The organism is Myxococcus sp. CA056, assembly GCF_013336715.1.
Classification (GTDB): domain Bacteria; phylum Myxococcota; class Myxococcia; order Myxococcales; family Myxococcaceae; genus Myxococcus; species Myxococcus llanfairpwllgwyngyllgogerychwyrndrobwllllantysiliogogogochensis.
This window is the reverse complement of record NZ_JABUMT010000002.1, coordinates 1229643-1238868: the sequence shown is the minus strand read 5'-3', so window position 1 is coordinate 1238868 and position 9226 is coordinate 1229643. Positions and strand designations below refer to the sequence as shown.

11 protein-coding genes are annotated in these 9226 nt (G+C 67.8%); 5 read left to right on the top strand and 6 right to left on the bottom strand.

The features are described from left to right. Window positions 1-5 precede the first annotated feature (5 nt). The 3 genes from HUA76_RS12560 (at window position 6) to HUA76_RS12550 (ending at window position 2085) form a co-directional block, all read left to right on the top strand. Complete coding sequence (locus HUA76_RS12560; RefSeq protein ID WP_174460947.1) at window positions 6-560, top strand: hypothetical protein; 555 nt, start codon at window positions 6-8, stop codon at window positions 558-560. Next, a complete protein-coding gene (locus HUA76_RS12555; protein WP_141644423.1) occupies window positions 557-1204 on the top strand; it encodes a hypothetical protein in 648 nt (215 codons plus the stop codon). Before HUA76_RS12560 ends, HUA76_RS12555 begins: the two co-directional genes overlap by 4 nt. Before the next feature lie 422 nt (window positions 1205-1626). Then, on the top strand, window positions 1627-2085 hold the full coding sequence (locus HUA76_RS12550) for a hypothetical protein (RefSeq protein ID WP_174454242.1): 459 nt from the start codon (window positions 1627-1629) through the stop codon (window positions 2083-2085). 94 nt (window positions 2086-2179) lie between these two features. On the opposite strand, the gene HUA76_RS12545 is transcribed toward HUA76_RS12550, so the two are convergent. The 6 genes from HUA76_RS12545 to hprK all read right to left on the bottom strand — a co-directional run bounded on the left by HUA76_RS12545 (window position 2180) and on the right by hprK (window position 7821). Next, complete coding sequence (locus HUA76_RS12545) at window positions 2180-2887, bottom strand: QsdR family transcriptional regulator (RefSeq protein WP_174460946.1); 708 nt, start codon at window positions 2885-2887, stop codon at window positions 2180-2182. Further along, window positions 2884-3729 carry an SDR family oxidoreductase gene (locus HUA76_RS12540; protein ID WP_174460945.1) on the bottom strand — a complete coding sequence of 282 codons (846 nt, stop codon included), beginning with the start codon at window positions 3727-3729 and terminating at the stop codon, window positions 2884-2886. Before HUA76_RS12540 ends, HUA76_RS12545 begins: the two co-directional genes overlap by 4 nt. Before the next feature lie 34 nt (window positions 3730-3763). Further along, complete coding sequence (locus tag HUA76_RS12535; protein WP_174460944.1) at window positions 3764-5287, bottom strand: NAD(P)/FAD-dependent oxidoreductase; 1524 nt, start codon at window positions 5285-5287, stop codon at window positions 3764-3766. A 150-nt stretch (window positions 5288-5437) separates the two neighbouring features. Further along, window positions 5438-5992: a manganese efflux pump MntP family protein gene (locus tag HUA76_RS12530; RefSeq protein WP_141644416.1), complete on the bottom strand. Its 555-nt coding sequence runs from the start codon at window positions 5990-5992 to the stop codon at window positions 5438-5440. 3 nt (window positions 5993-5995) lie between these two features. Beyond that, complete coding sequence (gene rapZ, locus HUA76_RS12525; protein ID WP_141644415.1) at window positions 5996-6859, bottom strand: RNase adapter RapZ; 864 nt, start codon at window positions 6857-6859, stop codon at window positions 5996-5998. Beyond that, a complete protein-coding gene (gene hprK / locus HUA76_RS12520; RefSeq protein WP_141644414.1) occupies window positions 6856-7821 on the bottom strand; it encodes an HPr(Ser) kinase/phosphatase in 966 nt (321 codons plus the stop codon). Before hprK ends, rapZ begins: the two co-directional genes overlap by 4 nt. Before the next feature lie 192 nt (window positions 7822-8013). On the opposite strand from hprK, the gene HUA76_RS12515 reads away from it, so the two are divergent. Then, window positions 8014-8358, top strand: a complete 345-nt coding sequence (locus tag HUA76_RS12515; RefSeq protein ID WP_174454237.1) for a histidine triad nucleotide-binding protein — start codon at window positions 8014-8016, stop codon at window positions 8356-8358. A gap of 97 nt (window positions 8359-8455) precedes the next feature. Further along, the gene (locus HUA76_RS12510) at window positions 8456-9226 is read left to right on the top strand and encodes a YoaK family protein (protein WP_174460943.1); all 771 of its coding nucleotides are present in this window, start codon (window positions 8456-8458) and stop codon (window positions 9224-9226) included.

Genomic DNA, 9226 nt, shown 5'->3' with positions numbered 1-9226 from the left:
AACGTATGAGGACGTGTCTCGTGCTCCTCGCGGTGCTGGGCACCTTCGGGTGCTACGACCGCGCGAGCTATGTCTATGGCGAGCCGCTGGAGGACCTGACGCTCGAGGTCCACGACCCGACCATGGGCGTGTATCCGAGCACCGTCATCCTGGACGACCCGAACAATCCGTTCGCGGACTCGACGCCGGGGACGGAGACGAAGTGGGTGCTCCAGGCCAACGCGGGGCCGGTGGCGGCCTTCTACTCGTGGGCCACCGTGCTCGCGCGGGGGCCGTATGGCGAGGCGCAGTACTACGTCGGCCTCAACCTGCTCGGCGTGTACCAGAACGGACTGGCGAGGCAGGAGGACCTGCCGGTGGTGCGGGACATGGCCATCCGCTCGTACCAGTCGGTGTTGGACAACTTCCCGGACGCGGTGACGTACGACTCGACGGGGACGATTCCCTACGAGCTGTTGACGCCGTCCTACAAGGCCATCGTGGAGATGGGTGGGACGGTGACGGGCGGTTGGGTGCTGGTGCGGACCTCGAGTGGTGGTGAAAGGGCGGTGCGGCCATGAAGCGGACCGTGGGAGTGCTGCTGTTGACGTTGGCCGCGTGCCGGCCGGACCCGGGTGCCTCCGACTACGAGAACCACCAGCCGTCCTCGCAGGACGACGCCGGGACGAATCCCCAGGACGAGGTGCTCCCGGGGCCGTTCCCGTTCGAGGCGGGCCAGCGGCGCCTCTTCGTCGGCTTCTACGAGGGAGGCCGGTCCGAGGAAATCATCATCAACGACGTGGACACGCACATCTACCTGTACGAGGGCACCGTCACGATTGAGTCCTCGAACACGCGCATCGAGGGGAAGACGGCGGACCGCATCGTCCACGCGGGCAAGGGGTGGTTGGGGTTTGGCATCCACTGGGATACGGGCCACAACCTGGACGCGTGGAAGACGCTGCACGTGAGCCTCAACTCGTCGGACCCGGGGTTCGCCTCGGTGAAGATTGGGATGAGCGACACGGAGGGCGTGCAGCTCGACGTGGCGAAGTATGGGTATGTGAACGACGGGCAGTGGCACCACCTGGCCATTCCGTTGTCGGACTTCACCGCCGCGGGCGTGAGCCTGGGCGCGGTGCTGTCGCCCTTCGTGTTCATCGCCGGCGGTGGGCCCTCGGGCAACGCTCTGCTCTTGGACAACCTGTACTTCACGACGAACTAGAGACTGTGCGACGGGCCCGCTTCCCTGCTTCCGGGGAGCGGGCCTGGGTCGAGGCCATGGGCAGCGAGCGCCTCCGAATCGAGCCGTGGCTACAGCGAGGGCAGTTCCCGCATTTCGTAGGGTGCATGCGCGAACGCCAGACGCTCAGAAAAACAAGCCACACGCCAAATTTGCAATTCAGGTGCTTCAACCATTCAGAACCAACTGATTGACAGTTGCCACCTGACGAAGGGCTCGCGACGGGAGGGGCCTCTGGTTTGATTCCCTACCGGAGGCCGTCCACCATCCCAGGCTGACGGGCCCAAGGCCGACCGATGGGGTGTTCCTGGAGCAACAGCAGGCGACGGACCGTCTTCGTCCACTGTCTCCATCCACTCCCCAACACAGGCACCAGGCCATGGTGCCTCCGGAGTTCTCCCGTCATGTCGCGAACTGGCCGCACACTCTTCAGCGCCGCCCTTCTCTCCGCGCTCTTCGCCGCTTGCAGCCCCGACCCCACGGAGGGGACGCCGGTTTCCAACGAAGAAGTCACCCTGGATGAACAAACGCAGGGACTCGAGTCCAACGGCGGAACCCTGGCGGCCTGTACCGCCACGGCCATCTGCGGCACTTGCACGACGTTGACGTGCAGCGGCACGTCCACCTGCTCGGCGCTGAATGGAACCACGGGCTTCGTCACCTGTGATGGCGTCACGAAGTCCTGCCGCACGTGCACGTACGGCGGCATGACGTTCAACGATGGGGAGGGCTACCCGATCGACGGCAGCACCAGCTGCTCCGCCAAGGACGACGGCTACTGTCTTGGCGGTCCCTTCTCGGGCAGGTCCTGCGTCGGCAGCGGAGAGTGCTACGCCCGATGCTGCAATGGCGAGTGGCAGTAGCGCTGCCCAATCGTGCATGACCAGGCCATCGCGGGTCCGCACGGCGTGAAAGCGGGCGGTGACACGGAAGTGGACTTTCGAGCCCACCTCTTCGTCACCGCCTGTTCCACCGCGCATCCCCCTCCTCCGCGGTGAGGAGGATGAGCGTCGCGGTGATGGCGGCCCGCACATCCGGCGGGTCGCCCGTGAGCGCGTCCCGGTACAGGAAGAACTGCCCCACCCTCACGATGACGTTCGACAACGCATCCAGCCCCATCGCCGGTCGGAGGTGCTTGTCCCTCACGCCCTCCTCCAGCGCTCTCCGGATGCTCGCCGCGCAGCGCTCCTCCACCCGGCTGCTCTTCGACATCAGCACGCGCATCGCGTACTCGGAGTCCTGCTGGATGAAGCGCCGCAGGGGCGCGTCCTCCACAATCAGGTGGATGAGGCGCTGGGTGACGTCCGCCACGTACGCCGTCCCCTCCCCCTGGAACTCGCTCCTCGCGGCGGTGAGCGCGGCCTCGAACCGAAAGGACAGCACCTCCCCATAGAGCAGCTCCCGCGTCCCCGCCCAGCGGAACACCGTCGCCCGACTGACGCCCAGCTCCTGCGCCATCCGGCCGATGTCGAAGCGCTCCCCCTCGTTCCACCACCGCATCGCCAGCGCGAAGAGGTCCTGCGGCGTCGCCCGCGAGGGCACCTCCAGCCGCTGCGAGAGCGGCGTCACCCGCGCCCGCGCCTTCTCTCGCGAGGCCGGCCGACGCGTCCTCGAAGGCGCTTCCTTCGTCGCGCGCCGCGAGTCCTTCACGCGCGTCCGTTTCATGTCGCCGCGCTCAGCATCTTCCGCCGCCGCCGCCGCATCCCCGCCACCAGCACCCGCTGGTACAAGGTCGGCAACAACCGCTGGAACAGGTCGATGAGGACCGCGTCCCCGCCAATGAGCTGCCTCCGCCGGTTCTTCCGAATCGCCGTGAGGATGTCCTCCGCCGCCCGCTCCGGCGTGGTGGCCAAGGCCTTCTCGAAGTCACTCGACGAGCGCTCGTCCGTCCACCCCCGACGCACCGTCACCCGCGCATTGCGCGCGATGTTCGTCTTGATGCCCCCAGGATGCACACAGGTGACACCGATGGTCCCCGGATCCACCTCCAACTCCTGCCGCAGCGCCTCCGTGAAGCCCTTCACCGCGAACTTCGCCGAGTTGTACGCCGCCTGCGTCGGCACCCCAATCAGCCCGAAGACGCTCGACACATTGACGATGTGCCCCTCATCCACAGCCTTCAGGTGAGGCAGGAACGCCTTGGTGCCGTACACCACCCCCCAGAAGTTGATGTTCATCAGCCACTCGAAGTCCTCGTACCGGGTGTCCTCGATGGTGGCGCCCAACGCCACGCCCGCGTTGTTGATGATGATGTGGACCGCGCCGAACTCCCGCGCCACGTCATCCGCCCACGCATGCACCTGCTCGCGCTTCGCGACATCCACCCGGTCCGCCCGGACACGGACACCCAGCGCACGGCACTGTGTCTCCGTCTCGGAGAGCCCCTGCCCATTCACGTCCGACAGCGCGACGTGACACCCCTGACGCGCGAGCAACACCGCCGTGGCCCGGCCAATGCCCGAGCCCGCTCCGGTAATCGCCGCGACCTTGTCCTTCACCGATTTCATCCGTTGGCTCCGTTCCGCGTCCATCGCCACCGCGTCAGCCGTGCGCCTGCTTCCGGGGGCTCGCCCCGGTCTTCAAGGACGCGCGCCCACGCCGGGTGATGGCGACATATTCCGAGGGCTCGAAGGTGGCGACGCGGCGCCTGTAGTCGAACGTGAAGCCCGGCCACAGCGTCGAGTTGCGCCCCGTCGCATCCAGGTACCAGCTCACACACCCGCCCCGCATCCACACTGTCCGCGCCATCCGCGTGTCGACGTCGCGGACGAACGCCTCCTGCGCCTCCACCGTCGGTTCCACCGCCGCCAGCCCCCTGCCCTCCAGGTAGCGCAGCGCGCTGAGCACATGCGCCAGCTGGCTCTCAATCATCAGGATGACGGACGTGTGCCCCAGCCCCGTGTTCGGCCCCAGCAACATGAAGAAGTTGGGGAACCCGCTCACCGACGTCCCCAGGTGCGCCTTCATGCTCCCCGCCCACGTCTCCGCCAGCGTGCGCCCATCGCGCCCCCGGATGTGCCGGGCGAATGACGGCTCCGTTATCTGAAAGCCCGTCCCGAAGATGAGCGTGTCCACCGGATGCTCGACGCCCGATGCCGTGACGACGGAGTGCTCGCGCACCTCCTGGAGCCCCTCCGTGACGACCTCGACATTCTCCCGCGTCAGCGCCGGCAGGTAGTCGTCCGACACGAGCACTCGCTTGCAACCCATCGTGTAGGAGGGTCGCAGCTTCGCGCGCAGCACCGGGTCCGGGACGGACTGCTTCAGGTGCCGCCATGCCCCTCGCTGGGCCCAGCGGATGATCCACGGATACATGAACGCCAGCGCGGACAGCTCCTTCACCGCGTAGAGGCCCGCGCGCATCAGCCAGCGCGCCCCGGGAACGCGCGCGTACAGCCACTGCTTCCAGCCCGAAATCGCGTGGTCATTGCGCGGCAGAATCCAGGGAGGCGTGCGCTGGAAGAGGACCAGCCGCTCGACCTTCGGTTGAATCGCCGGGACGAATTGAATCGCGGACGCGCCCGTGCCCACCACGGCGACCTTCCGGCCCGCCAGCTCATGCGAAGGGTCCCACCGCGCCGAGTGCATCACCTTGCCCTGGAAGCGCTCCAGCCCCGGGAGCGAGGGCTGTACCGGCTCGCCGAACGCCCCCGCCGCGAGGATGAAAACATCCGCGGTGAAGAGCCCCTCCGACGTCTGGAGGCGCCAGTGCCGCGCATCGTCATCCCAGCGCGCGTCCTCCACGGCGTGACGGAAGCGCACGTGGGGGAGCACGCCGAAGCGCTCCGCGCAGTCACGCAGGTACGCGTGAATCTCCGGCTGGGGCGAGTACGCCCGGGACCAGCGCGGATTCGGCGCGAAGGAGAACGAATACAGATGCGACGGCACATCGCACGCGCACCCCGGATACGCATTGTCCCGCCAGACGCCGCCCACGTCGTCCGCGCGCTCGAAGAGGACGAAGTCCTCCAGCCCCTCCTGCTTGAGCCGGATGGCCATCCCCAGGCCGCCGAACCCACTGCCCGCGATGGCCACGTGGAAGTGCCGCGTCGGGGGAAGGGACATCCAGGCCTCCAGTGGGAATCCGCGCTACGGACTCCCAGCATGGCGCGCCATGAGTCACTTCACAAGGATGACGCATGCATGAGGTGCCCCGACAGGGTGTCGCATGAACGACAGGCTCGGGCGGAGGCTTCGAGCCCACCGCCAGGAGGCCTACGCGGTCAGGTGCTCGACGAGCGTCTTGAGGCCGATGCCGATGAGCACCAGGCCGCCGAGGATTTCGATGCGGGTGCCGAAGCGCTCGCCCAGCCGCTTGCCGGCCCAGGCACCGACGATGGACAGCACGAAGGTCATCACCCCGATGAGGGCGGTGGAGAGGACGATGCCCAGCTCCAGCGCGGGCAGCGTCACGCCGACGGCGAGCGCGTCGATGCTGGTGGCCACGCCGAGCGTCAGCAACATGGGCAGGGGGATGCCGGTGGCGGCGCGCTCCTCCTCGTCATGGGAGAACGCCTCCCAAATCATGTGCCCGCCCACGAGCGCGAGCAGCCCGAAGGCAATCCAATGGTCCACCGCCGCGAAGTGCGTGAGGATGGCCTTGCCCCCGAGCGCACCGCCCAGGGACATGCCGAACTGGAACAGGCCGAAGGTCAGCGCCAGCTTGAGGACATCCGGAGGCCGAGCCCCCCGGATGGCCATGCCACTGGAGACAGCGGTGGCATCCATCGCCACGCCGAGCGCGAGCAGAAGCAGGGTCACGGAGGCCACGGACTACTCTTTCTCGATGTCGCGGTCCCAGAGCTGAACGCGGGTGTTCTCGTCGGCCAGCCGTCGGGTCAGCTCCGCGGCGATGGCCACCGAGCGGTGCTTGCCACCCGTGCACCCCAGCGCCACCGTGAGGTACGCCTTCCCCTCCTTCTGGTAGCGGGGGAAGAGGAAGCGGCACAGGTCCACGACCTTCTCGAGGAACTGCTGCGTTTCCTCGCGGTCCAGCACGTACGCGGCCACCTTGGGCACCTTGCCCGTCAGCCCCTTCATCTCCGGGACGAAGTACGGGTTGGGCAGGAAGCGCACGTCCAGCACCAGGTCCGCCTGCGGCGGCACCCCGTACCGGTAACCGAACGACATCACCGACAGGCTCGGCCCCGCGGCGGGCTCCGGGCTGAAGCGCGCCTGCACCATGCGCTTCAAGTCGTGCACGTTCAGCACCGACGAGTCGATGACCTGGTCGGCGATTTCGCGCAAGTCGCGCAGCTCCTGGCGCTCCGCCTTGATGCCGTCCGCCACGGTGCCGTTGGGCGCCAGCGGATGGCGGCGGCGCGTCTCGCTGAAGCGACGGATGAGGCTGTCATCGCTCGAGTCGAGGAAGAGCACCTCCACGTGGTGACCGGCGCGGCGGACCTCGTCCAGCACCCGGGGCGCGTCCTTGAGGAACACGCCTTCACGCACGTCCATCACCAGCGCCATCCGCTCGATGTTGCCCCCGCCCGCGAGCTCCGTGAGCTTGGGCAGCAGCAGCACCGGCAGGTTGTCGATGCAGAAGAACCCCGCATCCTCCAGCGCCCTGATGGCGGTGGACTTGCCGGAGCCGGACATGCCGGTGATGACGACCAACTGTTTCGCGGGCGCGGTCACTCGACCTCTTCTCCCAGGGTGCGGCGCATCGCCCCTTCGGCGATGGCTCGGTTGAGCCGCTCGGCGAATTCCCTCGCCGAGTGGTGGCCCTGAAGCTTCAACAACTGGTTGCGGGCGGCCACCTCGATGATGGTCGCCATGTTACGGCCTGGACGCACGGGTACCACCGACAGCGGGATGTCCACACCCACAATCTGGAGATGTTTGTCCTCCACGCCCAGCCGGTCGTACTCCTGATGGGGGTCCCATTCCTGCAGCTCGATGACGAGCTCGATTTTCTTCTGCTCGCGCACCGCCGCCACGCCGAACAGGTCCTTGATGTTGATGATGCCCAGGCCCCGGATTTCCATGTGGTGCTTGATGACCGGGTTGCCCGCGCCGTAGACCGCCCCCTTGCGCCGGGTGACGTCGACGATGTCGTCGGCCACCAGCCGGTGGGCCCGCATCACCAGGTCCAGGGCAATCTCGCTCTTGCCGATGCCGCTCTTGCCGAGCAGCAGGATGCCCACGCCGAAGACGTCCATCAGCACGCCGTGCAGGCTGCTGGACTCGGTGAGCGCTTCCTCCAGGAAGGACTGCACCCGGGTGATGAACTCGCTGGAGAGCAGCGGCGTCTTCATCAGCGCCAGCCCGCCGGACTCACACGCCGTCACCAGGACGGGCGGAATCTCCAGCTCCTTCGTCACCACGACGCACGCCAAGTCCTCTTCCTCGAAGAGCTTGGAGAGCGCCTCGCGCTGCCGCGACTCCGGCAGGGTGGCCAGGTACGAAATCTCCGTGTTTCCGAACACCTGGACCCGGTGGGGGTGGAGGTGCTCGGTGAAGCCCGCCAGCGCCAGCCCCGGCTTCTGGATGCGCGGCGAGTCCACCGTCCGAGTCAGCCCGCTCGCGCCCGCGATGAGCGTGAGCCGCAAGTCGTAGTCGTGGTCCTCGATGAGCTGGGAGATGCGGATGGATTTCATCGTCGGGGCCTGGAATATCACTGGTGGGACCTTTTGAGGCGAGGTGCCCACCTGGCATGTCGTCCCCTACCTCTACCCCCGATAACCCACCCGAGCGAAGCCCTGGTCGCCCGCTGGGGGAATCGCTTGGGACTTCAACAATGAGTGCCGAGGCCATTTCCCGCCGCCTCGTGCGTTGCTAAGCCCCCGGCCATGTCCGACTGCCTCTTCTGCAAGATTCGAGACGGCCTCATCCCGGCCAAGGTCGTCTATCAGGACGACGCCTGCCTGGCCTTCGAGGACATCAATCCCCAGGCGCCCACGCACGTCCTGTTCATCCCCCGCAAGCACATCGCCACGGTGAACGACGTCACCGCGGAGGACGAGGCCACGGTGGGCCACCTCTTCGTGGCGGCGGCCAAGCTGGCGAAGCAGCGGGGCCATGACAGCAACGGGTACCGGGTGGTGATGAACACCCACCGCGACGCCGGGCAGACGGTGTTCCACATCCATCTGCACCTCCTGGCGGGTCGACCGCTGCTCTGGCCTCCAGGCTGAGCAGGCGTGCGCGCCGCGGATCGCCAGGGCGCGGGAGTGGACGCGAGCCGGGTGAGCGGGTGCTAGCGTTCCCCGACAGCGCAGGGATGCGCCGCGCATGCCCTTCACCACGGAATCCTCTCCCAGCAACCGCCGCGCCTATACGGTGCTCTCGCTCCTGCTCGCGGCGGTCGCCGGCGCGGTGAATGCGACGGGCTTCGTGGCGCTCGGCATGCACACGTCTCACATGTCCGGGAACATGGCGGCGCTGGGCGAGTCGATTGCCACGGGCGAAGCACGCCTCGCGGTGCTCGCCGCGCAGTTGCTCCTGTCCTTCCTGCTGGGCGCGGTGTGCGCGGCGGCGCTGCTGGATGCGTCCCGACACCGCTCGCGAGGCCGGCACGTCGCCGCGCTGATGGTGGAGGTGGTGACGTTGGCCGGCATCGGCACGGCGCTCACGTCCTCGCCGGGGACGCGCGCGCCCGTGCTGATGTGGGGCCTGTCGTTCGCCATGGGGCTGCAGAACGCGCTCGTCACCCGGGTGTCCGGCGCGGTGGTGCGCACGACACACGTCACCGGCATCCTCACGGACATTGGCATCCAGTTGGTGCGGATGTTCGCCTGGGTACGGGACGGGGCTCGCGGCCAGGGCGTCGCCGGCGTGTTGCGCGGGCTGCGCGCCCTGCCTTCCGCCATCGAGTTCGAGCGCACGCGCCTGCACCTGGGACTGGGCGCCGCGTTCCTGCTGGGGTGCACCAGTGGGCCGCTGCTCTATGTCCACCATGGGCCCGCGGCACTGGGGTTGCCGTGCGCGGTGCTGCTCCTGCTCATTGGCCTGGACTTGAGCCCGGCGGCGCGGCGCCAGCCGGACTCGGCCTCGCGCGCCTGA